The organism is Oricola sp., from assembly GCF_022763245.1.
Classification (GTDB): Bacteria; Pseudomonadota; Alphaproteobacteria; order Rhizobiales; family Rhizobiaceae; genus Oricola.
Genome location: NZ_JALEGV010000012.1, coordinates 436,960 through 463,123, shown reverse-complemented (window position 1 = coordinate 463,123; position 26,164 = coordinate 436,960). Strand labels below are relative to the sequence as shown.

The 26,164-nt window shown below is 65.9% G+C and carries 28 protein-coding genes; 15 read left to right on the top strand and 13 right to left on the bottom strand.

The features are described from left to right. The first annotated feature begins 40 nt into the window (after positions 1-40). Positions 41-1,237 (top strand): DUF459 domain-containing protein, encoded by a 1,197-nt coding sequence (locus MRY80_RS06495; RefSeq protein ID WP_293289198.1) that lies wholly within the window; start codon positions 41-43, stop codon positions 1,235-1,237. 49 nt (positions 1,238-1,286) lie between these two features. Here MRY80_RS06495 and MRY80_RS06490 read toward each other — a convergent pair whose 3' ends face one another. Beyond that, complete coding sequence (locus tag MRY80_RS06490; protein ID WP_293289196.1) at positions 1,287-1,595, bottom strand: DUF1244 domain-containing protein; 309 nt, start codon at positions 1,593-1,595, stop codon at positions 1,287-1,289. Between the two features lie 188 nt (positions 1,596-1,783). Here MRY80_RS06490 and MRY80_RS06485 point away from each other — a divergent pair, with 188 nt between their 5' ends. Both MRY80_RS06485 and pyk read left to right on the top strand, forming a co-directional pair. Then, positions 1,784-2,287, top strand: a complete 504-nt coding sequence (locus tag MRY80_RS06485) for a DUF1036 domain-containing protein (protein ID WP_293289635.1) — start codon at positions 1,784-1,786, stop codon at positions 2,285-2,287. Next, positions 2,284-3,720: a pyruvate kinase gene (pyk, locus tag MRY80_RS06480; RefSeq protein ID WP_293289194.1), complete on the top strand. Its 1,437-nt coding sequence runs from the start codon at positions 2,284-2,286 to the stop codon at positions 3,718-3,720. Before MRY80_RS06485 ends, pyk begins: the two co-directional genes overlap by 4 nt. On the opposite strand, the gene MRY80_RS06475 is transcribed toward pyk, so the two are convergent. The 6 genes from MRY80_RS06475 to MRY80_RS06450 form a co-directional block, all read right to left on the bottom strand. Further along, positions 3,687-4,760: an alpha/beta hydrolase gene (locus MRY80_RS06475; RefSeq protein ID WP_293289192.1), complete on the bottom strand. Its 1,074-nt coding sequence runs from the start codon at positions 4,758-4,760 to the stop codon at positions 3,687-3,689. The genes pyk and MRY80_RS06475 overlap by 34 nt on opposite strands. A gap of 34 nt (positions 4,761-4,794) precedes the next feature. Then, a complete protein-coding gene (locus tag MRY80_RS06470) occupies positions 4,795-5,481 on the bottom strand; it encodes a hypothetical protein (protein ID WP_293289191.1) in 687 nt (228 codons plus the stop codon). Positions 5,482-5,557: 76 nt separating this feature from the next. Beyond that, positions 5,558-5,683, bottom strand: coding sequence for a type B 50S ribosomal protein L36 (gene ykgO / locus MRY80_RS06465; RefSeq protein ID WP_293289189.1), 126 nt, complete (start codon positions 5,681-5,683; stop codon positions 5,558-5,560). A 98-nt stretch (positions 5,684-5,781) separates the two neighbouring features. After that, positions 5,782-6,864 (bottom strand): 5-(carboxyamino)imidazole ribonucleotide synthase, encoded by a 1,083-nt coding sequence (locus MRY80_RS06460; protein WP_293289633.1) that lies wholly within the window; start codon positions 6,862-6,864, stop codon positions 5,782-5,784. Beyond that, the gene (purE, locus tag MRY80_RS06455; RefSeq protein ID WP_293289187.1) at positions 6,864-7,361 is read right to left on the bottom strand and encodes a 5-(carboxyamino)imidazole ribonucleotide mutase; all 498 of its coding nucleotides are present in this window, start codon (positions 7,359-7,361) and stop codon (positions 6,864-6,866) included. The genes MRY80_RS06460 and purE overlap by 1 nt, the downstream gene beginning before the upstream one ends. A gap of 11 nt (positions 7,362-7,372) precedes the next feature. Continuing rightward, entirely contained in the window at positions 7,373-7,576 is a 204-nt protein-coding gene (locus MRY80_RS06450; protein WP_293289185.1) for a YdcH family protein, read from the bottom strand. 183 nt (positions 7,577-7,759) lie between these two features. Between MRY80_RS06450 and MRY80_RS06445 the strand changes: the two genes are divergently transcribed. Continuing rightward, positions 7,760-7,936, top strand: a complete 177-nt coding sequence (locus MRY80_RS06445; RefSeq protein WP_293289183.1) for a DUF465 domain-containing protein — start codon at positions 7,760-7,762, stop codon at positions 7,934-7,936. A 56-nt stretch (positions 7,937-7,992) separates the two neighbouring features. On the opposite strand, the gene MRY80_RS06440 is transcribed toward MRY80_RS06445, so the two are convergent. Together MRY80_RS06440 and MRY80_RS06435 are read right to left on the bottom strand one after the other, a co-directional pair. Further along, complete coding sequence (locus tag MRY80_RS06440; RefSeq protein ID WP_293289181.1) at positions 7,993-8,259, bottom strand: metalloregulator ArsR/SmtB family transcription factor; 267 nt, start codon at positions 8,257-8,259, stop codon at positions 7,993-7,995. Positions 8,260-8,312: 53 nt separating this feature from the next. Beyond that, complete coding sequence (locus tag MRY80_RS06435) at positions 8,313-9,077, bottom strand: sulfite exporter TauE/SafE family protein (protein WP_293289179.1); 765 nt, start codon at positions 9,075-9,077, stop codon at positions 8,313-8,315. Positions 9,078-9,224: 147 nt separating this feature from the next. Here MRY80_RS06435 and MRY80_RS06430 point away from each other — a divergent pair, with 147 nt between their 5' ends. The 6 genes from MRY80_RS06430 (at position 9,225) to MRY80_RS06405 (ending at position 14,629) form a co-directional block, all read left to right on the top strand. After that, positions 9,225-9,905: a thiamine phosphate synthase gene (locus MRY80_RS06430; RefSeq protein ID WP_293289177.1), complete on the top strand. Its 681-nt coding sequence runs from the start codon at positions 9,225-9,227 to the stop codon at positions 9,903-9,905. Further along, positions 9,902-10,873, top strand: a complete 972-nt coding sequence (locus MRY80_RS06425; RefSeq protein ID WP_293289175.1) for a tetratricopeptide repeat protein — start codon at positions 9,902-9,904, stop codon at positions 10,871-10,873. The genes MRY80_RS06430 and MRY80_RS06425 overlap by 4 nt, the downstream gene beginning before the upstream one ends. Positions 10,874-10,984: 111 nt before the next feature. After that, positions 10,985-11,548: an elongation factor P gene (efp, locus tag MRY80_RS06420; RefSeq protein WP_293289173.1), complete on the top strand. Its 564-nt coding sequence runs from the start codon at positions 10,985-10,987 to the stop codon at positions 11,546-11,548. A 45-nt stretch (positions 11,549-11,593) separates the two neighbouring features. Next, on the top strand, positions 11,594-12,394 hold the full coding sequence (locus MRY80_RS06415; RefSeq protein ID WP_293289171.1) for an inositol monophosphatase family protein: 801 nt from the start codon (positions 11,594-11,596) through the stop codon (positions 12,392-12,394). A 163-nt stretch (positions 12,395-12,557) separates the two neighbouring features. Next, complete coding sequence (locus MRY80_RS06410; RefSeq protein WP_293289169.1) at positions 12,558-13,595, top strand: flagellar motor protein MotA; 1,038 nt, start codon at positions 12,558-12,560, stop codon at positions 13,593-13,595. A gap of 2 nt (positions 13,596-13,597) precedes the next feature. Further along, a complete protein-coding gene (locus MRY80_RS06405) occupies positions 13,598-14,629 on the top strand; it encodes a peptidoglycan -binding protein (RefSeq protein WP_293289167.1) in 1,032 nt (343 codons plus the stop codon). A 15-nt stretch (positions 14,630-14,644) separates the two neighbouring features. Here MRY80_RS06405 and MRY80_RS06400 read toward each other — a convergent pair whose 3' ends face one another. After that, complete coding sequence (locus MRY80_RS06400) at positions 14,645-16,459, bottom strand: ABC transporter transmembrane domain-containing protein (protein WP_293289165.1); 1,815 nt, start codon at positions 16,457-16,459, stop codon at positions 14,645-14,647. 211 nt (positions 16,460-16,670) lie between these two features. On the opposite strand from MRY80_RS06400, the gene rpmE reads away from it, so the two are divergent. After that, a complete protein-coding gene (gene rpmE, locus MRY80_RS06395; RefSeq protein ID WP_293289163.1) occupies positions 16,671-16,892 on the top strand; it encodes a 50S ribosomal protein L31 in 222 nt (73 codons plus the stop codon). Positions 16,893-16,971: 79 nt separating this feature from the next. On the opposite strand, the gene MRY80_RS06390 is transcribed toward rpmE, so the two are convergent. Then, a complete protein-coding gene (locus MRY80_RS06390; RefSeq protein WP_293289161.1) occupies positions 16,972-17,499 on the bottom strand; it encodes a DUF1465 family protein in 528 nt (175 codons plus the stop codon). A gap of 386 nt (positions 17,500-17,885) precedes the next feature. Next, positions 17,886-18,068, bottom strand: a complete 183-nt coding sequence (locus MRY80_RS06385; protein ID WP_293289159.1) for a DUF1192 domain-containing protein — start codon at positions 18,066-18,068, stop codon at positions 17,886-17,888. A gap of 83 nt (positions 18,069-18,151) precedes the next feature. Between MRY80_RS06385 and MRY80_RS06380 the strand changes: the two genes are divergently transcribed. Continuing rightward, complete coding sequence (locus MRY80_RS06380; protein WP_293289631.1) at positions 18,152-19,132, top strand: NAD(P)H-quinone oxidoreductase; 981 nt, start codon at positions 18,152-18,154, stop codon at positions 19,130-19,132. 72 nt (positions 19,133-19,204) lie between these two features. Here MRY80_RS06380 and MRY80_RS06375 read toward each other — a convergent pair whose 3' ends face one another. Further along, positions 19,205-20,041, bottom strand: a complete 837-nt coding sequence (locus MRY80_RS06375) for a hypothetical protein (RefSeq protein WP_293289157.1) — start codon at positions 20,039-20,041, stop codon at positions 19,205-19,207. Positions 20,042-20,366: 325 nt separating this feature from the next. Between MRY80_RS06375 and MRY80_RS27285 the strand changes: the two genes are divergently transcribed. The 3 genes from MRY80_RS27285 (at position 20,367) to MRY80_RS06360 (ending at position 26,134) form a co-directional block, all read left to right on the top strand. After that, positions 20,367-21,506 carry a DUF2778 domain-containing protein gene (locus tag MRY80_RS27285; protein WP_346433384.1) on the top strand — a complete coding sequence of 380 codons (1,140 nt, stop codon included), beginning with the start codon at positions 20,367-20,369 and terminating at the stop codon, positions 21,504-21,506. A 167-nt stretch (positions 21,507-21,673) separates the two neighbouring features. Further along, entirely contained in the window at positions 21,674-22,903 is a 1,230-nt protein-coding gene (locus MRY80_RS06365) for a hypothetical protein (protein ID WP_293289155.1), read from the top strand. Between the two features lie 444 nt (positions 22,904-23,347). Continuing rightward, complete coding sequence (locus MRY80_RS06360; protein ID WP_293289153.1) at positions 23,348-26,134, top strand: EAL domain-containing protein; 2,787 nt, start codon at positions 23,348-23,350, stop codon at positions 26,132-26,134. Positions 26,135-26,164 lie beyond the last annotated feature (30 nt).

The following is a 26,164-nucleotide window of genomic DNA, read 5'->3' as shown; positions in this document are numbered from 1 at the left end:
GGCGCGGCTCGGGCCGCGTCGTCAACCGCGGATGTTGTCTATGCGTGCGGTGTTCTTTCGTCCGCTGATCGTTCTGGCCCTTGCGGGCGTGTTCCTGTCCGTGAAGCCCGGTCCCGGCGTTGCGCCGGGGATCGGCGTTTCCGTGGCGCAGGCGCAATCGGCCAGGGAGAAGCCCAAGCGCAACCTGATCGACCTCCTGTTCCGTCGCAACAAGGCGAAGGAGAAGGTTCAGCAGGCGCCGCGCCGTGACGTGAAGCGCGCGCGCGTCGCGCCGCAATCGCAGTCGCAATCAAACTCCACCGCGTCCGAGCCCACGCCGGAGAAGGTGGAAAACGCCCTCGTCATCCTCGTGGTCGGCGATTTCACCGCCGGTGGCCTTGCCAGCGGGCTGGAAACGGCCTTCGAGAAGGCGCCTGCGATCGTGATCGAGGCGCGCAGCAAGGGGTCGTCGGGTCTCGTCCGCGACGACTACTATGACTGGAACGCGTCTGTCGGGCCGATCATCGATGAGGTCGATCCGGCGCTCGTCGTCGTCATGATCGGTTCCAACGACCGCCAGCCGATGCGGGTGGACGGAAAGACCGAACAGGTGCGCAGCGAAGCCTGGGTGCGCGAATACAAGGCGCGTATCGAGCGCCTGGCCCAGAGCGTGCGCAAGACCAACACTCCGCTGATCTGGGTCGGCGGGGCGCCCTATCGCTTCAAGAGCATGTCGGCCGACATTCTCGCTTTCAACGAATTCTACCGCGCCGCGGTCGAGAGCGCCGGCGGAACCTTCGTCGACATCTGGGACGGTTTCGTGGACCAGGACGGCAATTTCATCACGCGCGGCTCCGACATCAACGGACAGACGGTCAGCCTGCGCAATTCCGACGGCATCAATTTCACCACCGCGGGCAAGCGCAAGCTCGCCTTCTACGTCGAGCGCCAGATCAAGCAGATGTTCGGTGACGCAGCGTCGTCGCTGCTGACGGTGCTGGCGCCGGAGAGCTATTCGCCGATGCACCTGCCGCCCTTGCTGCTGGAAGAGGATGTCGAGCGCATCGACCCGATACCCGTCGGCGCACCGGAACTGGACGGCGGCACCGCGCTTCTCGGCGACATCCGCGCGGTCAACCAGCAGAACCCGGAAAGCCCGCTGAAGGCGAAATCGGCGCGCAAGAAGCTGGTGGAAGACGGCGTTCCGCCGCCCGGCAAGCCGGGCCGGGCAAACGACTTCAAGTGGCCGCCCGCCTGACGGGGCGCCGGCCATGCACGATCGTCAAAGCCCGATCAGGCGTGCAGGCTCAATCGTGGCGGGGCGCGACTTCGGCGAAGCGGGCCTGTTTGTCCGGCGACGCCTCGGTCTGATATTGCGCCTTCCAGTCGTCATAGGGCATGCCGTAGACGATCTCGCGCGCTTCGTCCTTCGTCAGGTCCAGGCCGTCGGCCCCGGCGGCGTCGCGATACCAGTTGGACAGGCAGTTCCGGCAAAAGCCGGCGAGGTTCATCAGGTCGATGTTCTGCACGTCGGTGCGCTCGCGCAGATGCGCGACCAGGCGCCGGAACGCGGCGGCTTCCAGTTCGGTGCGCTTTTCTTCCGGGATGTCGGTCATGTCCGGGTCTCCACTCTCATGCGATGGACTTCATATCGGTGGCGCAGGCGGCGCTTCAAGCCCGGGGATATCGCCTGCGGGCGCAAAACATGTCTGTGTTCCACCTTTGCATTGACATAAAGTGTTGCCATGCGACAAACCACGATGAGAAAACCCATTTGTATCGCGTCACACCAGTGTCACCCGAAATGCCGATAAATCCGTTCGATAAATCGATTTACACGCGCGTTGTCGGTCTGTTCGCGGTGTCTGCGGCCGCGATCGCGCTGCAGACGGGGGTCGCACGGGCGGACTTTCGCGTGTGCAACGCAACACAGGATCTTGTCGGCGTCGCCATCGGCTACCGGGCGCGGGCCGGCTGGATCACGGAAGGATGGTGGGCCGTTGAAGGTTCGACCTGCAAGACGCTCATCGAGGGGCCGCTGGAATCACGCTACTACTACCTCTATGCGGAGGACGGCGTGCGCGGCGGGCGATGGGACGGGCCGGTGAGCATGTGCATCGCCGAATTGCAGTTCAAGATCACGGGCGTCAACGACTGCTACGCGCGCGGCTTCCAGAAAGCCGGCTTCCGTGAATACGATACAGGCAACCAGACAAACTGGATGGTCCAGCTCGTGGACGATCCGGAACCGGCGGAGACCAGTCCGGCCGGTCAGGCATCCAACGGACAGCAAGGAGAAGGCCAGTGAGGCGCGTTCGCAAAGTCAAGATACTCGCGACGCTTGGCCCTTCCTCATCAACCGAAGAGATGATCGAAAAGCTGCATCATGCCGGTGCGGACGTGTTCCGCATCAACATGAGCCATGCCAGCCACGATCTGATGCGCGACCTCGTCAAGCGCATCCGCTCGGTCGAGAAACGGATCGGCAGGCCGATCGGCGTGCTGGCCGATCTGCAGGGTCCGAAACTGCGGGTCGGCGCGTTCGCCGACGGCGCGGTCGAGCTCCAGCCGGGCCAGACCTTCACGCTCGACAATCGCAACGAGCCGGGCGACACCACGCGCGTCTATCTTCCGCATCCCGAAATCCTCGAAGCGGTTCAGCCCGGCCACCGGCTGCTGATCGACGACGGAAGGCTGCAACTGGTAGCCGAGAAGACCGACGGCAAGTCGATCGTCGCCAAGGTGGTCTCCGGCACGAAGATCTCGACCAAGAAGGGCGTCAGCCTGCCGGACACGACGCTGGGCGTCGGCGCTCTGACCGAGAAGGATCGCGTCGACCTCGACGCGGTGCTGAAGGAAGAGATCGACTGGGTGGCGCTGTCCTTCATCCAGCGTCCTGACGATTTGGCCGAAGCGCGCAAGATCGCGCGCGGACGGGTGGGGCTCCTCTCGAAGATCGAGAAACCGCAGGCCGTAGAGCGGCTGGACGAGATCATCGAACTGTCCGACGCGATCATGGTCGCGCGCGGCGATCTCGGCGTCGAGATGCCGCTGGAAGCGGTGCCCGGAATTCAGAAGCAGATCACGCGCGCGGCGCGCAAGGCCGGCAAGCCGGTCGTCGTCGCTACCCAGATGCTGGAATCGATGATCTCCGCTCCGGTGCCGACACGCGCCGAAGTCTCCGACGTCGCCACCGCCGTCTATGAAGGCGCGGATGCGGTGATGCTGTCGGCGGAATCGGCGGCCGGCGATTATCCGGTCGAGGCGGTCGAGACGATGTCGCGCATCGCCGAGAAGGTCGAGCGCGACTCGCTGTTCCAGGGCATCATGAACGCACAGCGTCCCGAGGCAGAGGCGACGGGATCGGATGCGATTTCGGCGGCGGCCCGGCAGATCGCGCATACGCTGAAACTGTCCGCGGTGGTTTGCTACACCTCGTCGGGCACGACGGGCCTGCGCGCCTCGCGCGAGCGGCCCGACACCCCGGTCATTGCACTTTCACCGGTGATCGAGACGGCGCGCCGGCTGGCGCTCGTCTGGGGGCTGCATTGCGTGGTGACCGACGACGCGATCGATCTCGACGACATGGTCGACCGTGCCTGCCGCATCGCGTTTCGCGAGGAGTTCGCCAAGCCCGGCGACCGGATCATCATCACGGCGGGCGTGCCCCTGCGCACGCCGGGCGCGACCAACATGCTGCGGATCGCCTATATCGGTTCTGACGGACTGTCCGGCATCTGATCGACATCGCCGAGGCAGCGCTCAAGCGGCCCGAAGGCGTCATCCGCGATCCTCGCTTCCAGTGCTCGCGCCATGGACTGCAGGTCGCGCGGGAAACCGGCAAGCTTCTCGATGGCCGCGACCGCTAGATCGGTCGCGACATAATCCGGCTTGTGGCCGAGATTACGGATCCAAAGTAGTTCGGCGTCCGGCAGATCGCGGTTCAGTCCGACGGAATGCACCTTCGGCAGGACGATGGCGTCACAGTTTCCGGTGATGATCACGGCCGGAGTACGGATCTCGCGATAGCGCGGCGCCGTTCGCGTGACGTAGTCGTGGAGGCGGGCGACATCCGTGGCGTTCGAGCGAAAGTGCCAGGGCCGCAGCAGCAGCGGCACACCGGTCTGTTCGACGAAACCCTCGGGCGGCTTGTTCGGCGTGAAGACGGCCGCGATGCCGGACTTCATGCGTCCGAGGCCGAAGGGCAGCACCAGCGTTTCGGAGAAGATGCGGCCGATCACAGGGACCGGCGTCAGGTTGTAGTACCAGTCGACGCCGCCCGGCCAGGGGTGGCTGACGGGTGCGAGGAAGAGCGTGCCGATCGTCTTGTCGGGATGTTCGAGCGCGAAGCTGGCGGCAATGGCTCCGCCGAAGGAATGGCCGGCGATCACCGCCTTGTCGATGCCGAGTTCGTCCATGAGCGCGGCGACGGTGGCGGCCTGGCCGTCGGGAAGTTCGTTCGAACGGGGACCGCGCTCCGACCAGCCGTGCCCCGGCCGATCGACGAAGAGGAGGTCGGCACGACCGGCGAGGCGATCGCGGAAGGCCGTCATCTGGTCGGCGAGATTACCGCTTGCGCCATGCAGGAAAACGATCGGCGGCAGGTCGGCCGAAGCACCGGCCTTGTCCAGGACGTAATGCATGCGCGTGGCGTTGGCGGTCGCGAAGCTTCCGATCGGCGGATGCTCCTTCTCGACCTGCCAGACCCAGACGCGGGTGATCGCGGCGAGCACCAGGAATGGCGCTGCGATGGCGAGAAGCGTCACGGTGACAAGGTTCATCGGCCCGGTATCGTCTCGTCCTGCGTTGCCGGGTTCAGATCTGGTCGGTGGCCAGTTCGTCGGACAGCCGAACCACCGCGTCCTGCGCGGACTGCATCGCCGGATAGACGTCCAGCGCCCGCATCCAGGCTTTGAGCGCGGCCTCGTTCTTGCCGGTGCGCTCCAGGATCGTGGCCAGGCCGGCCAGCGCGCCGAAGTGGCGGGGTTCCAGTTCGAGCACCTTCTCGATGTCGGTCATCGATTTCGCGAAATTGTCCATCGAGTAATGCAGCGTGGCGCGGCGGTTCCAGCCTTCGGCGAAGTCCGGTGCGCGGATGATCACCTGGTCGAGGAAATCCAGCGCGACATTGTATTTCTTTTCCTCGTAGGCGTCGTTTGCCCAGCCCATCATCAGGTCGATCGTCGCGCTGCCGGAGCGGTACCACTGGGTCCAGATGCCGTTGGCCAAAGTTTCGGCGTAGCGCGAATCACTCGCCTTCTTCAGCTTGGTGAAAAGCTCGTCGAGCCGGGTCGCCTCGGGCTCCGCGGCCAGCGGCACGTCGTCATAGACAGGCGGCTGCGGGGTGAGGTTTTCGCGCGGAACCGGCAAGGGCTCGTCGAGGCCGGGTTCTTCGAATTCGGGTCCGTTGAAATCCTGGGCAGGAACGTCCTGCGCCAGCGCTGCGGGTGTGCCGAGAGCGAGAATCGAGGTCAGAAGGACAAAGCGAAAAAACGTCTGCATGCGGACAAGGTATTGCCCGCATCGCAAACGTCAAATGCAAAATTGCGTGAGGCAGCCGCGAGCAACGCGGCGCCGATCAGCCCTGGCGAGCCTTGTAGCGCGGATTCTGCTTGTTGATGATGTAGACGCGGCCTTTGCGGCGAACGACCCGGTTGTTGCGGTCACGAGTCTTCAGCGCCTTGAGCGAGTTCTTGATCTTCATTTTATCGCCTATGGTGCCCGTCGAGGGCTCAAACAAAAACGCGCCGAAAGGCGCGCCAAACCAGTGGAGCGGTGGATAACCGCAAACCCCGGCCGATGTCAACCGATGCGCGGAGTAATCCGGGTGAAATGCCCCATCTTGCGGCCCTTTCTGCTTTGGGCCTTGCCGTAATCGTGCACCAGAACATCGGACTGGCCGGCGAGATCGGGAATGCGGCCGATATCGTCTCCGATCAGGTTGTGCATGACGCAATCGCTATGCCGGCGTATGTCGCCGAGCGGCCATCCGGCGACGGCGCGGATGTGCTGCTCGAATTGCGAGACTGTGCATGCGGCTTCCGTCCAGTGCCCGGAATTGTGGACGCGCGGAGCGAATTCATTGGCGCGCAGGCTTCCGTCCGACATCACGAAGAACTCGAGGCCGATCACGCCGACATAGTTCAGCGATTCGGCGAGTTTGCCGGCCGCGGTCTTCGCGGCGGACTCGATCTCGTTGCTTGAGCCGCTCGGCACGGTCGAGGTCGCAAGAATGCCGTCCTCGTGGACGTTGCAGGGCGGGTCGTAGCAGGCGACGGCCCCATCCGCTCCGCGCGCCGCGATGACCGAAATCTCCGCGGCGAAGGGTGCGAACTCTTCCAGGATCGACGGGGCGTGGCCGAGGCTTTCCAGCGCGGCCTCTGGTGAGGGGTCGGACGCGTCGCCGCGAAAGCGGACCTGGCCCTTGCCGTCATAGCCGAAGCGGCGGGTCTTGAGGATCCCGCGGCCGCCGAACGCCGCCAGCGCCTCGGACAGTTGCGCCGCGTCGTCGACCTGGCGGAACGCCACGGTTCGGATGCCGGCGTCATTGAGGAAATTCTTCTCCGCGAGCCGGTCCTGCGCGATTTCGAGCGCCAGGGCGCCGGGGCGCAGTTCTGCGCGGCCTTCGAGCCAGCGCGCAGCGTCGAGATCGATGTTCTCGAATTCGTAGGTGATGACGTCGCAGCGCTCGGCGAGGTCTTCCAGCGCGCTCAGGTCGTCATAGGGGGCGACGATGTGGGTGTCGCAGAGCTGGGCCGCCGGACATTCCTCCTGCGGCTCCAGCACGCAGGTCTTGAAGCCGAGCCGGGCCGCGGCGATTGCGAGCATGCGGCCGAGCTGGCCGCCGCCGATGATGCCGATCGTGGCGCCGCGCCGCAGCCGCATCACGAGCCGCTTTCCTCGTCGACCGGATGGTCGGCGACGGCGGCGGTGCGGGCCGCGCGCCAGGCCTCGAGCCGGCCGGCAAGCGCGTCGTCCTGCAAGGCGAGGATTGCAGCGGCCATCAGCCCGGCATTGGTGGCGCCCGCCTTGCCGATGGCAAGCGTTCCGACCGGAATGCCCGCCGGCATCTGCACGATCGACAGCAGCGAATCCTGCCCGGACAGCGCTTTCGATTCGACCGGCACGCCAAGCACGGGAAGCGGGGTCATCGCAGCGACCATGCCCGGAAGGTGCGCGGCGCCGCCGGCGCCGGCAATGACGACCTGAAAGCCGGACTGTTTCGCGGTCCTGGCGAACTCGACCATGCGGTCGGGCGTGCGGTGGGCGGAGACGATGCGCGCCTCGTAAGGCACGTCCAGCTCATCCAGGGCAGCGGCGGCGTGCCGCATGGTCGGCCAGTCGGATTGACTGCCCATGATGATGGCGACTTTTGCGGTCATGGCGGTTCCGGTCAGGCGATGATATCCGGGATGATCTGGTCTTCCAGCTTCTGAAGCTGGTCCTTGACGGCGAGTTTCTTCTTCTTCATGCGCTGGATCTGCATCATGTTGCACCCGACCTGGAGCATCGCGTCGATGGCGGCGTCATAGTCTGCGTGTTCCTGTTTAAGCCGCGCAAATGCAAGCCGCAAATCGGCCTGATCCTGCTCTGACATGCCGCTTCCTTCTTGTCGTGTTTCAGCCTGCCGTCGGTCGCGAATCCCCGCGTTACGATCAGTTCACTATTTGCAACAAATTCACACTCATTTCCACAGCCACGTGTTCGACAGATGCGGGTTTCCGTGTCACCATGCCAAGTCCGGCCCACGACAGGCCGGTCAAACGGAAGGAGACATTACATGTCGATAGAAGCCCATCTGGAGTCCCTCCTGCGCAAGCACGGAACGTTGGAATCGCAGATTTCCACAGCCATGTCCCGCCCCGTACCCGACAGCGTCGAACTCACCCAGCTCAAGCGCGAGAAGCTGCGCGTGAAGGAAGAGATCGAGCGCATCCGCACCGCGACGCGTCACTAGTCACATCAGTTATCCGAGTTTGGGGCCGCCGCGAGGCGGCCTTTTCGGGACGGCGCTCAGTCGCCGTCCCAGAACTGGTCGAGCCAAATGTTGAGCGGCAGGAAGGCCGCCGGGTTCAGTTCGTAAAACCGCTTCGTGCCCGCGGCGCGCGCCGAGACCAGCCCCGCATCGAGCAAGATCTTCATGTGCTGCGAAACCGCTGGACGGGAGATGGGAAGCTTTTGGGCCAGTTCCCCCACCGTCATGGGCGCGCGGCGCAACTCCTCCAGAATGAATCGGCGGTTGGCGTCTGCGATTGCGTGAAAGGAGTCCGCGGCATTCATCTTTTAACCGGTAGGGGCAAACCAGGCCGCGGTCAATCCTTCCCACGCGGCAGCTAAAGTCCGGTCCATCCGTCGTAGACGAGCTTCGCGCCGACGACCAGGATCATCGTGTACATGAAGGGATAGAAGACACTTCTGTCGATGCGGCGGACGATCCAGGCGCCCGTCAGCGTGGCGACCGGGGCCACCGGCATCAGCACGGCGGATGTCGCCAGATTGGTCGGGTCGAACTGCCCGAGCGCGAAATAGGGTACGAGCTTGACCGCGTTGACGACCGAGAAAAAGATGACCGAGGTTCCGACGAAGACCTTGGGATCCTGGCGGAGCGGAAGGGCATAGAACTGATAGGGCGGGCCGCCGGCATGCGAGACGAAGCTGGTGAAGCCTGCGATGATGCCGAGGATCTGCCCCTTGATCGGGTTGTGCGCCAGGGGCTGCTTGCCGGTATCCATGATCCGCTGGCGCAGATAATCCGCGACGAAGAGCAGCGCGATGGCGCCGACGAGGAGACGGACATGGGCCGCCGTGACCCAGGTCGCCGTCAGCCAGCCGATGCCGATGCCGACAATCGCTGCCGGAAGCATGATCTTCAGCGTGCGCCCGTCGAAGACGCCGCGCCAGGTCCACAGGCTGACCATGTCCATCACGATCAGGATGGGCAGCATGATCGCCGCGGCCTTGATCGGGGAGACGACGAGCGCCATCAGCGGCATGCCGATCAGCGCCATCGCGCCGCCGAAGCCGCCTTTCGACAGGCCGACGAAGATGACGGCCGGGATGGCCGCGGCATAGAAATACGGATCGGTAATGATGGGCATCGGGGGCCGTCGGAGACGTTGGACACTGCCGCGCTTACGGCATTTCACGCGATTAAGAAAGGTCGCGGCGGGGAAGCGGGACGGTTCCGCCGCAAAACGGTCCCTTTTCCGGTTGAACCGGACCCGAAGGAAATTTAGTTAGCGCCCATGAACCAGACGGTATCCCATACGGCCGACGAGGCCGATCTCGAACGTTGCAGGCTCGTGCTTGTCGCGCCGCCCGGCGAGTCCGGTCCGGCCTTCGCCGCCCGGCTCGAAGCCGCACTCACCGGAGGCGATGTCGCGTCCGTCATCTTCCCCGTCCATGATCTCGACGAGGGCGCTTATCAGAAGCACCTCGAAGCCTGCGTGCCCGTCGCCCAGGCGCGGGGCGTCGCCGCCATCGCCGTCAACGACACGCGCGCTTTCGGCCGAACCGGCGCCGACGGGCTGCACGTCGACAGCGGAATGGCGGATTTGAGCGAGGCGGCGGAACGGCTGGCCGGCCGCAACATCGTCGGCGCCGGCGGGGCCGAGACCCGCCACAAGGCTCTGGAGATGGGCGAGGCGCGTCCCGACTACCTGTTCTTCGGGCGCTTCGGACAGGACACCCATCCGGGCCCGCACCGCAAGAACATGGATATCGCCGAGTGGTGGGCCGCGATGGTCGAGATCCCATGCATCCTCATGGGCGGCGCGTCTCTGGAGACGCTGGCCGACGCCGCATCCACCGGAACGGAATTCGTCGCCCTGTCGCGGGCGATCTTCGCGGAGGGGGTGGAGCCGGGCGAGGCCGTGGCCGAAGCCAACCGCATCCTCGGACCGTTCACCCTGACCGAAGCGGCATGACAATGGCAGTCGCAAGGCGCGCCGGGCGCGGGCTCGCCGCTCTCGTGGCGATCGCCGTGGCGTGCGCGCCCGCCGTCTATGCGGCGGACGGACCGGAGACGCTCGACGCGGAGGAGATCGCTCCCTCGCGTTTCGGCAACCAGCCCGTCGACGAGGCCTTCGGCGCCTATCAGCGCGGGCTCTACCTGACCGCCCGCAACCTGGCCCTGCCGCGCGCCGAACAGGGCGATCCGGCGGCGCAGACGCTGCTGGCCGAAATCTATGCGCGCGGTCTCGGCGTCTCGCGCGACAAGGAAGAAGCCGCCAAATGGTATCGCCTGGCGGCCGGGCAGGGCGTGGCGGAAGCGCAGCTGCAATATGCCCTGATCCTCCTGGACAGGAAGAACGATCCGGCGGCGATCGACGAGGCGCGCAAGCTGATGAAGGCCGCGGCGGATTCCGGCAACGCGAGTGCGCAGTTCAATTACGCGCAGCTCCTGATCGACCAGAGGCCCGGAAGCCGGTCCACGATGGAGGCCTATCCCTATTTCCTGAAGGCCGCCGAGCAGGGGATCGCCGACGCGCAATATGCCGTCAGCCAGTTCCTGGTCAACGGCACGGCCGGCGTTGCGCCCGATCCGGTTGCCGCCCGCGAATGGCTGATCAAGGCGGCGCGCCAGAACTACGATACGGCGCAGTTCGATCTCGGCAACTGGTACCTGCACGGCATCGGCGGGGTGCGCGACCTCGACAAGGCGTTCGCCTGGACGATCCGCGCGGCGCGCGCCGGCAATGTCGCGGCGCAGGCGGAAGTCGCGAAGCTCTATTGGGGCGGGCTCGGCACGGAGCCGAACGAAATGGAGGCCGCCGCCTGGGTGGTCGTCACGCGCCGCGCGGGGCTGCGCGACGAAGCGCTGGACGACTTCTGGGAAGGGTTGACCGAGGAGGAGCGGCGCGCGGCCATCGATCGGGCCAACCGCCTGCGCTGAACCTTCCACGCCGCCGGCGCGGCGAAGCAGCTTGAAAGATCGCCGCAAGTGTGGTCTTGAACCGCCCCAATACGCGGCCCCCTGGTGGGCGACAACAATCGGTGCTCTCACATGAAAATCAACGGAAACGAAATCAAGCCGGGCAACGTCATCGAACACAATGGCGGGCTTTGGGCGGCTGTGAAATGCAACGCCGTGAAACCCGGCAAGGGCGGCGCTTTCAACCAGGTGGAACTGAAGAACCTGATCGACGGCACCAAGCTGAACGAACGCTTTCGCGCCAGCGAGACCGTGGAGCGCGTGCGTCTGGAGCAGAAGGATTTCCAGTTCCTCTACGAGCAGGGCGACGCACTGGTCTTCATGGACAACGAGACCTATGAGCAGCTCGAATTGCAGAAGGACTTCGTCGGCGATCGCGCCGCCTTCCTTCAGGACGGCATGACGGTCACGGTGGAACTGCACGAAGACCGGCCGATCGGCGTTTCGTTGCCCGACCAGGTGGTGCTCGAAATCGTGGAGGCCGACCCGGTGGTCAAGGGCCAGACGGCGGCATCCTCCTACAAGCCGGCAATCATGGAGAATGGTGTGCGCGTGATGGTGCCGCCCTTCATCGAGGCCGGCGAGAAGATCCTCGTGGACACCAACGAGATCACTTACATTCGCCGCGCGGACTGACCGTCCGCCGCGGATATTCGACACACGATCTGAAGGACGAGCGGCATGGCGCGTTCAGCACTGATGAATGTCATGGTCCAGGCGGTCATGAAGGCCGGCCGGGGGCTGGCGCGCGATTTCGGCGAGGTCCAGAACCTGCAGGTTTCCGTCAAGGGGCCCGGCGATTTCGTCAGCCAGGCCGACCTGCGCGCCGAACAGGTGTTGCGCACGGAGCTCGAGCGGGCACGTCCCGATTACGGCTTCCTGCTGGAAGAAGGCGGAACGGTCGAGGGCAAGGATACCCAGCACCGCTGGATCATCGATCCGCTCGACGGGACGACCAATTTCCTGCACGGCTTTCCGCACTTCGCGGTGTCGCTGGCGCTGGAGCGCCAGGGCCAACTCGTTGCCGGCGTGATCTTCAACCCGGCCACCGACGAGCTTTACACGGCGGAAAAGGGCGCGGGCGCCTATCTCAACGATCGACGCCTGCGGGTCGCGGCGCGCCGCAAGCTGACGGATTGCGTGATCGGATGCGGCATCCCGCATCTCGGGCGCGGTGACCACGGCCGCTTCCTGGTGCAGTTGCGCCACGTGATGGGCGAGGCGATCGGCATCCGGCGCTCGGGCGCCGCCGCGCTCGATCTCGCCTATGTCGCTGCCGGGCGTCTCGACGGGTTCTGGGAAGAGCGCTTGTCGCCTTGGGACATGGCGGCAGGGATCCTGCTGATCCGCGAGGCGGGCGGCTTCGTCAGCGACCTCGCCGGCGGAACCGACATGTTCGGCCGCGGCGACATCGCGGCGGGCAACGAGGCGATCCACAAGGCCCTCATGGACACGGTCAATCGTCCGCTGACGAAAGGCTGACGAGACCGTTCGCTCGTTGTCGCGCCGGATATCGATCAGCGCACCGGCTATCCGAATCCTTCCCGCCGGTTGGCGTTGGACGCCGTTCCGTCATTTGATTATGCCATTTTTCCGTCTAAGGTCTCGTTATCCATAGGGGATCGTATGCCAAAGGGATTCGGGAATGAGCATGGATGATACGGAACAGGACGGCGCGACCGTCCCGCCGCAGGGCCGGTTCGATCCCAACCGCTTGTCCAACCCGCAAGTCTTCCTTCTATCGATGATCATCTTCCTGGTGATCGTCGGCTTCGTTGCGGCGATCCTGTTCCGGCACATCTCGACGGCCTTCATGAGCAATCCGGGGCTGAACGGGCTGATCTTCGGCGTTCTCTTCGTCGGCATCATCCTCGTTTTCCAGCAGGTTATCGGGTTGTTTCGCGAGGTCGGCTGGGTGAACACCTACCGGTCCGGCGACGCGCTGATGGCGGCGCGGCGCGATCCTGTGCTGCTCGCGCCGATGCGTGCGCTTCTGAGCCGGCACGAAGCGCGGTCGCTCTCCACACTTTCAACGCGCACGATCCTCGATTCCATCGCCACGCGCCTCGACGAGCAGCGCGACATCTCCCGCTACCTGACGGGCCTTCTGGTTTTCCTCGGCCTGCTCGGCACCTTCTGGGGCCTGTTGCAGACGATCGGATCGATCGGCGCGACGATCCAGTCGCTCGATCCGGGCGCGGGCGACGCCAACGACATTCTCGACGCCTTGAAGGCCGGCCTGAACGCGCCGCTGGAAGGCATGGGCACGGCGTTCTCGTCCTCGCTGTTCGGCCTGTCCGGATCGCTGGTGCTGGGCTTTCTCGACCTGCAGGCTGGCCGGGCGCAGAACCGTTTCTACACGGAGCTGGAAAACTGGCTCTCGTCCGTGACCGACCTGCAATCCGGCGTGCCCAGCCTGCGGGCCGGCGCCGACACCAGCGCCGACATGAAGACGGTCGCCGAAGCGCTGAAATCGATGCAGAGCGGGGCGGGCGGCAATCAGCGGGCCACCGCCGCGATGGCCAATCTGGCCGAGGGTATCCAGGGGCTGGTGCGCAACATGCGCTCCGAACAGCAGATGATGCGCGACTGGGTGGAATCGCAATCCGAGGAGCAGAAGGCGATCCGTAGGACGCTGGACCGATTGAGCGCGGCCATCGAAAAGAATGACGGGGGCAGATAGCCGTGGCTCTGGCGCGGAACCGCCGCAGCGACAGGCGAGTCGATTACTGGCCGGGCTTCGTCGACGCCATGGCGACGCTGCTCCTTGCGATCATGTTCCTGTTGTCGGTCTTCGTGCTGGCACAGTTCCTGTTGAGCCAGGAGATTTCCGGCAAGGACGCCGTGCTCAACCGGCTGAACTCGCAGATCAACGAGCTGACGCAACTGCTCGCGCTTGAGCGCAGCAACCGGCAGGATGCCGAGGACCAGTTGCTGGCGTTGCAGGCTTCGCTGTCGGCGGCGGAAGCCGAACGGTCGCGGCTGGAAAGCCTGCTTGCGGCCGGCAGCGGCGAGAGCGAGGCGGCGCAGAGCCAGATCGGCGACCTGGAAGCCGCGCTGGGCGACGAGCGCGCGATCAGCCAGCGGGCGCTGAGCCAGGTCGAACTGCTCAACCGGCAGATCCTGGCGCTGCGCCAGCAGATCGCCGCGCTGGAGGACGCGCTGGAGGTGTCCGAGGAGCGCGACCGAGAGTCCAATGCCAAGATCGCCGATCTCGGCCGGCGGCTGAATGTCGCGCTTGCGCAGCGGGTACAGGAACTCAACCGCTACCGGTCGGACTTCTTCGGCCGGCTGCGCGAGATCCTCTCCGACCGCGAGAACATCCGCATCGTCGGCGACCGGTTCGTGTTTCAGTCGGAAGTGCTGTTCCCGTCGGGCTCGGCGGATCTCAATCCGGCCGGCGCGACCGAAATGGCCAAGCTTGCCGCGGCGCTGATCGAGCTCGGAGGCGAGATCCCCGGGGAAATCAACTGGGTTCTGCGCGTCGACGGGCACACCGACAACGTGCCGGTTTCGGGCACGGGCCGTTTCGCCGACAACTGGGAACTGTCGAGCGCGCGCGCCACGTCGGTCGTCAAATATCTGATCTCGCAGGGCGTGCCGCCGGAGCGGCTGGTCGCAGCGGGCTTCGGCGAGTATCAGCCGCTGGATCCGGCCGACACGCCGGAGGCGCGAGACCGCAACCGCCGCATCGAGCTGAAGCTTACCGAGCGCTGACCGGGACGGTCCGGCCTATTCGGCCGCGCCCTGGATCGCGGCCTGTGTGCCGTCATCGAACTGCAATTTCGCCAGCCGCGAATAGATGCCGTTTTCGCGCCGCGACAGCGAAGCGTGGGTGCCTTCCTCGACGATCCTTCCATCCTGCATGACGAGGATGCGGTCGGCCTTCAGGATGGTGGCGAGGCGATGCGCGATCACGATGGTGGTCCGTCCGGCCATCAGTTGTTCGAGCGCTTTCTGGACCAGTTTCTCGCTTTCGGCGTCGAGCGCCGAAGTCGCCTCGTCGAGCAGCAGGATTGGGGCGTCGCGCAGGATGGCACGGGCGATGGCGATGCGCTGGCGCTGGCCGCCGGACAGGGTCACGCCGCGCTCGCCGACCTGGGTGTCGTAACCGGCCGGCAGCGCTTCGATGAAGTCGTGCGCCTGGGCTGCCTTCGCCGCCTCGATGACGGCGTCGCGCGTCGCGCCGGGGCGGGCGAAAGCGATGTTGTCAGCGGCGGTGCCTGCGAAGATCGCGACGTCCTGCGGCACGATGGCGAAGCGGGCGCGGGCCTCGTCGAGGGCGGCGTCGCGCAGGTCGACCCCGTCGACGAGGATGCGGCCGGCGCTCGGATCGTACTGGCGCAGGAGCAGGGAGAAGAGCGTGCTCTTGCCGGCGCCCGACGGACCGGCGACGGCGAGGGTTTCGCCGGGCGCGATGGAGAAATCGAGGCCGCGCACGGCGTTTTCGTCCGGGCGGCTCGGATAGGCGAAGGACACTTCCTCGAAGGTGACCGCGCCCTTGGCCGGCTCGGGCAGCGGCACGGGGTTGGCGGGCGACATGATCGCCGGCTCCTCGTCGAGAAGTTCGGACAGGCGTTCGGCGGCGCCGGCGGCGAGCTGCATCTCGCCCCAGACTTCCGAGAGTGCGGCGAGCGCGCTGGCCGCGAAGACCGCATAGAGCAGGAATTGGCCGAGCGTGCCGGGCGACATGGAGCCGGAAAGCACGTTCTGGGCGCCGATCCACAGGACCGCGACGACGCTGGCAAAGACCATGAAGATGGCAAAGGCGGTCAGCCCGGCGCGCGCGCGCGCCGAGACGCGGGCAGCCGAGAAGGCGGCTTCGACGGCCTTCGCGAAACGGGAAGTCGCAAGATCCTCGTTGGTGAAGGCCTGGAAGGCGCGCACCGAGCCGATGGCTTCGCTGGCATAGGCCGTGGCGTCGGCCAGCGTGTCCTGGGCGGCGCGCGAACGGGCGCGCACCTTGCGGCCGAACGCGACCAGCGGCAGCACGATGACGGGGATCGCGGCGATGACGATGCCGGAGAGAGCCGGGCTGGTCACGACCATCATCGTGAGTGCGCCGAAGCACAGGATGACGTTGCGCAGGGCGACCGAGGCGGTCGCGCCGACGACGGACTTGATCTGCGTCGTGTCGGCGGTCAGGCGCGAGACGATCTCGCCGGACATGGCATTGTCAAAGAAGGAGGCCGACAGCCGCATGACATGGGCGAAGACGTCGCGGCGGACGTCGGAGACGACGCGTTCGCCCAGCGTGATGACGAAATAGTAGCGCGTGGCGCTGGCGGCCGCGAGAACCGCGGCGATCAGGACCAGCATCGCGAAGTAGTTGTTGATGAGATCGCCATTGCTGTCGGAGAAGCCGTGATCGATCATCCGGCGCACGGCGGTGGGAAGCGAGAGCGTCGCACCCGCGGCCATGACCAGCGAAATGCCGGCGCCGACCATCAGTTTCCTGTATTGCTTCAGATAGGGCCACATGCGGGCCAACGGACGCATCGGTTGCCTCTTGCGCGCGGTCGGCGCGTCCTGCGGCGTATCGGTCATGGGGTCTCGCAGTTCCGTATTGCTGCCGGCCACCGCCGGTCTGGTTTGTCTCAATTGCCGGTCTTGAGCTTCTCGCCCGGCTGATGTATAGGCTGCGCATCTTTTTGGGAAGCCGTGGCCAAATGGCGCACGGCTTTCGTGATTTCAGACCGGCGCGGGACAAGGACGAAGACAGCGTCCGCCTGCCCGCCCGCAAGGCAGGACAGAGACAATGAAGGCTGACATCCATCCCGAGTACCACATGATCAAAGTGGTCATGACCGACGGCACCGAATACATGACCCGTTCGACCTGGGGTTCCGAGGGCGAGACCCTCAACCTCGACATCGACTCCAAGTCGCACCCGGCCTGGACCGGCGGCCAGCAGAACCTGCTCGACCGCGGCGGCCGCGTCTCCAAGTTCAAGAAGCGTTACGAAGGCCTCGGCATCTGACCGCTTCGCAGATCGCAGACAACGAAAAAGCCCGGGCGCGCCGCCCGGGCTTTTTTGTGTCCGGAGTTTCGCTGCGGCGTCAGCGCGCGGCGAAGGCCGTGCGCAGCAATTCGATCTGCGAACCGACGGGATTGTCGTCGGACGGTTCGACCATGGTGGCCGCGGGATTTTCGGAGAAGAGGTCCTGGTCGAGGCGCTGCACGTAGTTCTGCAGGCGCAGCGACCGGTTGACCAGCAGACGGAAGGATTCGGGCAGTTCGTTCCAGGCGTTGGCGGACGTCTTGGCCGAGGCCGTGTCGAGGCGGATCTTCTTCTTTTCGAGAAGCATCTGGTCGCGGCTCATCTCGCCTGAATTCAGGGCGCGCTGGAGAAGCAGCCAGGAGGCGATCTGCATCAGCCTCGTGGTCAGGCGCATCGATTCGGCCGCATAGAGCGTCGCGGCGACGCGGCCGAGGCGCTTGGCTTCGGTACGGCCCTCGCCATCGAGATAGGCTGCCGTTTCCTCGACCAGGCTCATGCCGTCGGCATAGAGCTTCTTGAACGCGGTCGATGTGGCCTTGCGCTCGATGAAGCTGATCGTGTTGGGCCGCTTGCTCACTTCCGACATACTCGATTCCTGCCCGACTTCCCGCACATTTCAGCGCCGCTACGCGGTTATGTTCGTAGGTGCGCCGACGCTTGCGCACATCGGCATATTGAGCATGTCCACAGGCCAGCGCAACAACATGCTTAATGCAAGGTTAACGCGCTCCGGAAGGCCGTTCCCGAAACGGGTCAGCGCGCGCAAAAAAAAAGAGCCGCAGAAAAGCAGCTCTCAGGAGTTAAAACAGGGAGGCGTCAAACAAAGCGACGAGGTCACTTCGCTTGAGTCCGGACGAATCCGAACAGTCTTAGTAACACCACGTAAAGGCTAACAGCGGGTTAACGGAATTGCGAATTCCTGCCGTTTCGCCAGTTTTCGGGACAAGGCGGGGAACCGGATGCCGAACCGCGTCAGCGCTTGAAGAAGGCCTCGGCGGCGTTGCGGCTCGCCGATTTAGCGGCCAATTCCGTTTCCAGCCGGGCGATCTCGTCGCGCAGCGCCGCGATGGTTTCGCTCAATTCGTCGGCCGACATCAGCGCCAGGTCCTGGCCGAGCTGGTAGGTGGGTTTTGGTTTCGGCAGGTCTTCGTCCATCGTCGCCTCCACAGTTGCCGCCCCGGGAAAGCGACCCTACAGTCGCGCGCGCATCGAGAAAAGGCAGGACCATGACTGAGACGATGAAGGCGATCGAGATCGCGGAACCCGGCGGACCGCGCGCGCTTCGGATGACGGAGCGGCCCGTGCCGGAACCGGGGCCCGGCGAAATGCTGCTGCGGGTGAAATGCGCCGGCGTGAACCGCCCGGACGTGCTGCAGCGCATGGGCTCCTATCCGCCGCCGCCGGGCGCGCCGGACATTCCGGGGCTGGAGGTTTCCGGCACGGTCGAGGCGCTGGGGCCGGGGGCGTCGCGCTTTGCGGTCGGCGACGCGGTCTGCGCGCTTCTGCCGGGCGGGGGCTATGCCGAATTCGCCACCGTTCACGAGACGAACGCGCTGCCGGTGCCGGGCGGCTTCACCTTTTCCGAGGCGGCGGCCGTGCCGGAGACCTATTTCACCGTCTGGCACAACGTGTTCCAGCGCGGCGGGCTGCAGCCGGGCGAGACACTTCTGGTGCATGGCGGCACGTCGGGCATCGGCACGACCGCGATCCAGCTCGCCAAGGCCTTCGGCGCGACGGTGATCGCGACGGCGGGCAGCGCCGACAAATGCGCGGTCTGCGAGAAGCTCGGGGCCGACCGGGCGATCAATTACCGCGAGGAGGACTTCGTCGAGGTGACGAAGGAGGTGACCGACGGCAAGGGCGCCGAGGTGATCCTCGACATGGTCGGCGGCGACTATATCACCCGCAACTACAAGGCGGCGGCGGTGGAGGGGCGCATCGTGCAGATCGCCTTTCTGGGCGGGGCCAAGACGGAGGCGAATTTCACGCTGCTGATGGTCAAGCGGCTGACCCATACCGGCTCGACGCTCCGGGCGCGCTCTGTGGAGTTCAAGGCGGCGCTGGCCGCCGACCTGCTGGACAAGGTCTGGCCGCTTCTGGCCGACCGCAAGGTGCAGCCGGTGATGGACCTGATCTATCCGCTCAGCGAAGCGTGGCGGGCGCATGAGCGCATGGAGGAAGGAAGCCACATCGGCAAGATCGTGCTGGATGTGGGGTGAACGGCCGCGCGGGCGCGTCTCCGCGCTTGCCCCTGACAGGCGGATTGTCAGGCCATTGCAGTGAAGCAGCGGTCACGACGTGTCGTGGCGCTCGAGCGCGCGCGCCAGGGCGTGGCATTCGCGCAGGATGTCGTCGGCCCGATGCAGGGCGCGGACGCGGTGGCCCGGCGGGCGGCCGGCGCGCATCGGCGAGAAGCGGCGCGGCCCTTCGCCATGGTCGGTGCGGGCGCGCCAACGGGCGAGCCTCCGGGCCTGCGCGGGCAGGTCGCCCAGAACGCGCCGCAACGCGGTGATGCGGCGGCAGACGGATGCCGCGTCCAGGAGATCGTCCGGTGACGGGATCCAGTGTTCGGGGATCGGGCGCGGCTCGGACCAGCCGAGCACGGTGACACGCGGATAGCTCCGCGGGCGAAGCCGGAACGGGTGCGAGGAAAAGCGCTTCAGCGGGTCGAGCAGCGGCAGGCCTGGCGCGGCCGGGGCGGTGCTCGGCCGGGCCGGTTGCCGGTGACCCTTGCGGGCCTTGGCGCGCGGATCGACGGGTTCGGGCTCGCCGCGCGGCCGGATCGTCACGACGAGCCCCGTGTCGCCGGGCGTCTCCCGGCTTGCCGTTTGCGCGGATGGAGGCGTTGGCGAGGTCTGCCTTGCCGAGGTCTGCCTGGCGACGCGGCCGGTCGTTCGCGCCGATGTGGCCGCCTTGCGGACCGTCGCGACCAGCCCGTGGGCGGCGAGCACGATCAGGCGGCGGACGGCGGATTCGGCCGGGCGCAGGATGCGCAGGACGGTCTTCTTGCGGGCGCGTGTCAGCGTCGCCGCCAGGGCGCTCTCGTCGAGCCCGGTCATGGCGACCAGCAGCGCGACGATGCGCAGAAGCGCCTCGCGATTGCGGTCGACGGCCCTTTCCCAATCCATGCGCCTGTTCCGTTGCGGTCAAAGTCCCGGCCAGTCTAGGGGCGGGGCGCGTGGCGGTGGACAGAGATCGCGGCAAATGGCCACAGATGCGGGCCGGTGAGCGCGTCGTCATGGCGAGGCCACATTCATCGGTCGAGTCGGTCCCGTGCGGATCATGCTGCCGGCAAAACGGGGTTCGGCAAGCTTTGATTTACCATAATGCGCGATGCTCTCGCGGAACGACGGCGCGCCCGAAGCCAGGGCCGGACGCCGGCGCGACATCGCGAATTGATCCACCGCCCGAAAGGGCCGGCCCATGGCCGGCGGCGACGCGGCGGATCACGACATGGCAGAAAGCAGGGGACGTATCGTGCGGGTATTTCTGAGGCGGTTTCTTCATCCGGTCCACGCGACGGCTGCCGTCGGCATCGCCGGGTCGCTGGCGATCGTGCCGATGATGACCGGCGGGCTGATGCAGTTTTCCGCCGGGCTGATCACCATGCCCGACACGGTGAGCGCCTCGGTCTCCGGCCCGGAAAGCGTTCGGCTGTTTCGGCCGCATGACACGGGCACGGGACAGACGCTGGCGCGCGATCTCCTCGGCGACCGTCTCGACCGGGCCTATGATCTCGCCATGATCGACGACACGCCGCCCGCGCCGCGTTTCGAGGAACTGGACACGCGGCGCCTGCCGGTCGTCATCCCGGTTCCGGCGGCGCGGCCGCTCACGGATGTCGAGCATTACGCGATGATCACGGAGGCCGCGGCGGCCGTTTCGCCCGGCGGTCTGGACCTGCGGTTCGCGGCGGCAGCGTCGCCGGTGGCGCTGGCGATGCCGGTGACGCGGGAGATGGTCGAAGCCGAAGCGGCGGCCGAGGCCGAGGCCGCGATCGTTCTCGCCCGGGCGGTTCCGGTGCCGAATGCGCGCCCGGCCCATGCGCCTTCGGGCGCCACGGCGCATTCGACGCTCGCCTATGCCAATCCGAACGCCGAAGGCGGCGGGAGCGAGGCCTCCGAGGGCGTGTTCGGGCGGCTGTTCGGCCGCAGCGGCAGCCAGCTTCCCGATCCCGGCCAGCGGGTCGCCGTCTACGACATCGGCTCGGCGACGGTCTACATGCCGAATGGCGAGAAGCTGGAGGCGCATTCCGGCCTCGCCCACATGCAGGACAATCCGCGCTACGTGAAAGAGAAGAACCGCGGCCCGACGCCGCCCAATCTCTACAAGCTGCGCATGCGCGAAGCCCGGTTCCACGGCGTCGAGGCGATCCGCCTGCTGCCGGCCGACGGCAAGAAGAAGTTCAACCGCGACGGGCTCCTGGCCCACACCTACATGTATGTCGGCGGCGGCGACCGCTCGCAGTCGAACGGCTGCGTGGTGTTCAAGGATTACGACCGCTTCCTCAAGGCCTTCAAGCGCGGCGAGGTCAAGCACATGATCGTCGTGCCGCATCTGGACGAAGTGCCGACCTATCTGGCGGCACTGTAGGGCGGAACGCCGCTTCACTTTCCCGGTAGTTCGCGCGGCAGCGCGGTGTGACGGACGCCGGTCGGTGTTCCGATGCGCCGGCGCGCGCGATACGCCATGGACAAGGGGATCGTCCGACTGTATGAATGTCATGTTATAACATTACATTCCATAATTCGGAGGTTATCTTGCACAAGCACGTTCGTTCCACCGGCATTGCCGCCGGGCTGGTTTCTGTTCTTTTCGCCACGGCGGCCCATGCCGAGGACGAGACACGGGAGGCGTGGCGGCTTTTCGTGACGGACCAGGAGCAGGCCAAGGTGTCGGTCATCGACCCGGCCGACGGGACGCTGATCGACGCATACGCAACCACGGGCTACGTCACGCATCTCGTGCCGAGCGAGAGCGGCGCGACACTTGCGGCCGTGCAGATGGACCATGACGTGGTCCATGTGATCAAGAGCGGGATCACGCTGTCGGGACATGGCGACCACAGCGACATCGAAGTCGGCGCCCCCGCGCTCCTGCCGGTGACGCTTGCCGGAAAACGCCCGGTTCATGCCGTCATGCACGGCGACGAGATCGTGCAGTTCTTCGACCGCGAGGGCGAGGCGCGCGCTTATCGCGAGAAGGACCTCCTTGAAGGCGATGCGGCCTATGAGGCGGTCAAGGCCACGGCGCCGCATCACGGCGTCGCCGTTCCGATGGGCGACTATTTCCTCATCTCCACGCCCAATCTCGACGTCGAGACCAAGGCGGGCGACCTGCCGCCGCGCCTCGGTCTGAACGTTCTCGACGAGAGCGGCGGCCAGATCGGCGAAACCGCTCCCTGCACGGGGCTTCACGGCGAAGCCTATTCCGCCGGTTTCGTGGCGTTCGGCTGCGACGAAGGCGTGCTTCTGGCGCGGCCCGACGGCGGCAACGCGCCGAAGCAGGACATGCTCGCCTATGGTGACGACTTGCCGGCAGGCCGGGTCAGCCACCTGATCGGCGGCAAGGCGATGCAGTTCTTCTTCGGCGACTACGGGGCGGACAAGCTCACGATCATCGACCCGTCGAGCGAGGCGCCCTATCGCATCGTCGACCTGCCGGTGCGCCACGTGCATTTCCTGCTCGACGACGCGCGGGTGAAGTACGCCTATGTCTTCACGGAGGACGGGCAGCTTCACGCGGTTGACGTCCTCAGCGGGGCGGTGGTCCGGTCCAGGAAGATCACCGACCCCTACAGCAAGGATGGTCACTGGCGCGATCCGCGTCCGCGGATTGCACTGATGCACGACCTCATCGCGGTCACGGACCCGCGCGAGCACCTCGTGCGCCTCGTCGATGCCGAGAGCTTCGAGGAGGTCAGGACGATCCCGGTCGAAGGGCTGCCGTTCAACATCGTCGCGATCGGAGGCTCCGGCCTGGAGCATTGATCGCGTATCGCGAACGCTGATCGAACCGCAATCCCGGGGCGCCGACCGCGCCCCGGCTCCCGCACCGCCCGGGCGCGCCGAGCTTCTTCGAGCGCTCCCCGCAGGTCCATGCCGGCGTGAATCGCATGGCTGCCGCGCGTTCCGCGCATTGATTTTCCGATTGTATTTTCCCGCAAAGAATAGCAAATGCCGACACTGATCCCGACAGGTTGTGGTGCCTGCTTTTGCAACCAAACCTGTTTGTGCGGCGCAATATATGCTTCCGAGCATTGCGCGTATTGCTCGGCGTCCATTAAGCTTCCGCGAAGGAACCATTGTTTCAATGGTCGCGGTGTCTCACTTTGACGGAGTCGAACGATCTCATTCGGTCCCGCCACACTGCGAAGCGTCAAGACGCGTTTCATCGCGCTGCTTGTCGGTTTCGGGCTCCTGCCGCTGACGGTCATGATCCTGACCGTGCTGGCGAACGAGACACGCTTGCGCGAAAACACCATCCGGGAATTGTCGCATGTGGCGTCCGACATCGCGCGCAGCATCTCGGCCACCATGGGCGAGCGCTATGCCGACGTTCAGGCCTTCGTTCTGAACGGGGCCGTGCGCGACACCTTCAACTGGGACACCGAGCGCGGCCGCGGCCTGATCGAAGAGGCGATGAACGGCTATGTGGAGCAGTATGACGTCTATCCGCTGATGCTGTTCGTCGACCTTTCCGGCACGGTGATCGCGGCCAACACCAAGGACGCGCTCGGCCGCCCGATCGAGCGTCCGGTCAAGCCGGGCACGCAGGTCGCCAACACGCGCTGGTTCAAGGCGCTGAGCGCTGCGCAGCCCACGACCGTCTTCATCGGCGAGGCCCAGCCGGTCGGCGTCGTGCTGCAGGTCGCGCCCGACGTGCGCGCGGTGGTGCCGTTCGGAGCGGTCGCGCAGGATCTCAACGGAACCGCGACGGGCTACTGGGTCAACTTCACCGACCTGCGCCACATCTCGGATCTGAGCGCCGGCTATTTCTCGCGGATCGAGCAGGACTGGCGCGGCGACATCAGCATGATCGTGCTCGACAGCGCCGGGCGGTCCCTTCTGACCGAGCATCTCGACGTGACGCCGCTGAGCGGGGTCGCCGGAGACGACCAGCTGACGGCCTTTGCCGTGGCGCCACCCATGCCGAATGCCAGCCTCTATCTGGGCTGGTCCGTGTTCCTGCTGGTGCCCGCGGACAAGGCGCTCACGGTGTGGGACGACCTGGTTCATACGCTGCTCATCGGCGTGGCGACCGTGGCGATCATGATCCTGGGCGCCGGACTGCTCTTCGGCCATCGTGTCGCCAAGCCGATCAACCGGTTGCACGCGGTGATGAAGGCGCTGGAGGAGGGGCAGTCGGACGACGGCATTCCCTATATCGAACGGACCGACGAACTGGGCGCGATGGCGCGATCGCTCGTCGTGTTCCGCGAACGGATGCGCGCCGCCGGCGAGGCCGAGGCCGAGCGCCAGGCCAAGCTGGTCGCCGAGGCGCTGGTCGCCGAACGCACCGAGGAGCTGCGCCGGTCGAACGACGAGATCTCCACGCGCAACGAATGGCTGGAAGGCATCCTGAGCAACCTGCCGGTGGCGGTCTGCCTGATCGACGCGAAGTCGGAGCACGCCCTTCTCGCCAACCGCCATTTCGAGGAGATGTACAGCGCGCCGGAGGGCAGGCCCTATTACGACTTCCTCGACCGCTACGAGTGTTTTCGCGACGGTTTTCCCTGCCAGAAGACCACGCTGCCTTCCGTCCGGGCGATGCATGGCGAGACCATCCGCAACGAACTCCTGGAGATCCGCGAGCACGGTGCCGAGTCGCGCTTCGTCGAGGTCAGTTCGGCGCCGCTCTTCGACAGTGACGGCAAGGTTCGCGAGGCCGTGCTGGTGATCGCCGACGTCACGGTGCGCCAGAAGAACTTCGCGCTGCTCGAACAGATGGCGATGCGCGACGCCCTCACGCAGCTCGGCAACAGGAACGCGCTCAAGAACGCGTGCAGGGCCGCGGTGCAGAGCCATCGTCCCGACCAGCCGCCGCCCTGCCTGTTCCTGGTCGACATCGACGGTTTCCAGTCGATCAACGCGACCCAGGGCACCGCGTTCGGCGACCAGCTCCTCATCCGGTTCGGCGAGCGGCTGGCCGGATGGAGCCAGGCGCGGGACGGCTTTCTCTCGCGGCTGAGCGGCGACGAGTTCGGCGTTCTCCTGAGCGGTTGCGAGATGTGTGGCGATGCCGGCGCGCAGGCCGAAATGCTGATCAAGCTCTTCGACGAGCCGTTCGACATCGCCGGCCAGTCGGTGCGTGTCAGCGCGTCGATCGGCGTCTGCGAATTCTCGCCGGGCGTGGCCGACGCGAGCGAACTGTTCCGCTATGCGGGCCTGGCCCTGAAGGAAGCGAAGCTGGAGGGCGACCGCGCCGAGCAGTTCAGCGACGCGCTGCGCGCCAAGATCGTGAGCCAGGCGCAGGCGGATGCGGAGATACCGCGCGGCATCGAGAACGAGGAATTCGAGCTGTTCTACCAGCCGATCGTCGAGATCGGCAGCGGCTCGCTGGCGCTGGTGGAATCGCTGGTGCGGTGGCGCCATCCCGAGCGGGGCCTCCTGTCACCGGCGGAGTTCCTGCCGCATGCCGAGCGCAACCATGAGATCGTTCCGCTGTCGCACTATCTGATCGCCCGGGCGATCCGGCAGACGGCGCAGTGGCACCGAGAGGGTCACGACTTCAGGACGTCGATCAACATTCCCGCGACCCTGCTGATCGACGAGGGGCTTCCCGACCAGATCGGGTCCCTGCTCGCGGAAGAGCAACTGGACAGCGACGCGATCGTGCTGGAGGTGCTGGAAGGCGCGATGCACGACGCGGACCGCAGCGCGATCATCATCGCCAAGCTGCGCGAGATGGGCCTGCTGATCGCCATCGACGACTTCGGATCGGGCTATTCGTCGCTGGCGCGGCTGAACACGCTGCCGGTCGACGTGCTGAAATTCGACAAGTCCTTCCTGCGGCAGGGCATGCGCTCGCGCGCCATTCTCAAGGCGATGATCGAGACGACGAGCCTGCTCGGCATCCGGGGCATCGTCGAAGGCGTGGAGACCGAAGAGCATGTGGCGCTGCTGCGCTCGTCCAAGGGGCTTCTGGCCCAGGGCTATTATTTCGGCCGGCCGATGCCGCCCGAGGCGCTCGAAACGTGGATCCGCGACAAGGCGGCGTAATCAGCCAATCACAACGAGAAAAGCCGGGGT

Bases quoted from the DNA above. Each gene is read 5' to 3' on its own strand.
- MRY80_RS06495 (WP_293289198.1), top strand. From the start codon at position 41: ATGCGTGCGGTGTTCTTTCGTCCGCTGATCGTTCTGGCCCTTGCGGGC.
- MRY80_RS06490 (WP_293289196.1), bottom strand. From the start codon at position 1,595: ATGACCGACATCCCGGAAGAAAAGCGCACCGAACTGGAAGCCGCCGCG.
- MRY80_RS06485 (WP_293289635.1), top strand. From the start codon at position 1,784: ATGCCGATAAATCCGTTCGATAAATCGATTTACACGCGCGTTGTCGGT.
- MRY80_RS06475 (WP_293289192.1), bottom strand. From the start codon at position 4,760: ATGAACCTTGTCACCGTGACGCTTCTCGCCATCGCAGCGCCATTCCTG.
- MRY80_RS06470 (WP_293289191.1), bottom strand. From the start codon at position 5,481: ATGCAGACGTTTTTTCGCTTTGTCCTTCTGACCTCGATTCTCGCTCTC.
- ykgO (WP_293289189.1), bottom strand. From the start codon at position 5,683: ATGAAGATCAAGAACTCGCTCAAGGCGCTGAAGACTCGTGACCGCAAC.
- MRY80_RS06460 (WP_293289633.1), bottom strand. From the start codon at position 6,864: ATGCGGCTGCGGCGCGGCGCCACGATCGGCATCATCGGCGGCGGCCAG.
- purE (WP_293289187.1), bottom strand. From the start codon at position 7,361: ATGACCGCAAAAGTCGCCATCATCATGGGCAGTCAATCCGACTGGCCG.
- MRY80_RS06450 (WP_293289185.1), bottom strand. From the start codon at position 7,576: ATGTCAGAGCAGGATCAGGCCGATTTGCGGCTTGCATTTGCGCGGCTT.
- MRY80_RS06445 (WP_293289183.1), top strand. From the start codon at position 7,760: ATGTCGATAGAAGCCCATCTGGAGTCCCTCCTGCGCAAGCACGGAACG.
- MRY80_RS06440 (WP_293289181.1), bottom strand. From the start codon at position 8,259: ATGAATGCCGCGGACTCCTTTCACGCAATCGCAGACGCCAACCGCCGA.
- MRY80_RS06435 (WP_293289179.1), bottom strand. From the start codon at position 9,077: ATGCCCATCATTACCGATCCGTATTTCTATGCCGCGGCCATCCCGGCC.
- MRY80_RS06430 (WP_293289177.1), top strand. From the start codon at position 9,225: ATGAACCAGACGGTATCCCATACGGCCGACGAGGCCGATCTCGAACGT.
- MRY80_RS06425 (WP_293289175.1), top strand. From the start codon at position 9,902: ATGACAATGGCAGTCGCAAGGCGCGCCGGGCGCGGGCTCGCCGCTCTC.
- efp (WP_293289173.1), top strand. From the start codon at position 10,985: ATGAAAATCAACGGAAACGAAATCAAGCCGGGCAACGTCATCGAACAC.
- MRY80_RS06415 (WP_293289171.1), top strand. From the start codon at position 11,594: ATGGCGCGTTCAGCACTGATGAATGTCATGGTCCAGGCGGTCATGAAG.
- MRY80_RS06410 (WP_293289169.1), top strand. From the start codon at position 12,558: ATGAGCATGGATGATACGGAACAGGACGGCGCGACCGTCCCGCCGCAG.
- MRY80_RS06400 (WP_293289165.1), bottom strand. From the start codon at position 16,459: ATGACCGATACGCCGCAGGACGCGCCGACCGCGCGCAAGAGGCAACCG.
- rpmE (WP_293289163.1), top strand. From the start codon at position 16,671: ATGAAGGCTGACATCCATCCCGAGTACCACATGATCAAAGTGGTCATG.
- MRY80_RS06390 (WP_293289161.1), bottom strand. From the start codon at position 17,499: ATGTCGGAAGTGAGCAAGCGGCCCAACACGATCAGCTTCATCGAGCGC.
- MRY80_RS06385 (WP_293289159.1), bottom strand. From the start codon at position 18,068: ATGGACGAAGACCTGCCGAAACCAAAACCCACCTACCAGCTCGGCCAG.
- MRY80_RS06380 (WP_293289631.1), top strand. From the start codon at position 18,152: ATGAAGGCGATCGAGATCGCGGAACCCGGCGGACCGCGCGCGCTTCGG.
- MRY80_RS06375 (WP_293289157.1), bottom strand. From the start codon at position 20,041: ATGGATTGGGAAAGGGCCGTCGACCGCAATCGCGAGGCGCTTCTGCGC.
- MRY80_RS27285 (WP_346433384.1), top strand. From the start codon at position 20,367: ATGGCAGAAAGCAGGGGACGTATCGTGCGGGTATTTCTGAGGCGGTTT.
- MRY80_RS06360 (WP_293289153.1), top strand. From the start codon at position 23,348: ATGATCCTGACCGTGCTGGCGAACGAGACACGCTTGCGCGAAAACACC.